Here is a 378-nt window from a genome sequence, read left to right on the forward strand (position 1 = left end):
CGCCTGCGCCGGTGCGCGGCTTCCACGCCAGCTTCGTCGGCCGTGAATGGAGCGCCGATCCGGATATCGAAGCGCGGTCATCGAAGTTCGACGAATTCCTGGCCGAGCCGTCTCCTATCGAGCCGATTCTGCCAGTCATGCCGGATTGGATCGGGCGTACGAGCGAAGCGGAGATCGCCGAGGACCTCGCACTTTCGGCCTGCCGCAGCGAACAGCAACTGCGCGAACGGCGCCGGCTCTTCGCACTCGAAAACCATCCCGACCGGGTGCCGCCGGAATTCCGCGACCAGGCGACGCGCAGGATGATGATCGCCAATCAGATGATCGACGCGGCGCTGAAGAAACTGCACTAGCCGACCGGTTTCCCGTCGCCTTCAC

Annotated in this window: 1 protein-coding gene; it reads left to right on the top strand. The window is 64.6% G+C overall.

Annotated features, from left to right (window positions below; translation table 11 throughout):
- Positions 1 to 353, top strand: a 353-nt coding sequence (locus AC1D0P_RS31765) for a hypothetical protein (RefSeq protein ID WP_477680362.1), incomplete at its 5' end; no start/stop codon positions are given.
- Between the last annotated feature and the right edge of the window lie 25 nt (positions 354 to 378).

It is taken from the genome of Polaromonas sp. P1_G2 (assembly GCF_056405515.1).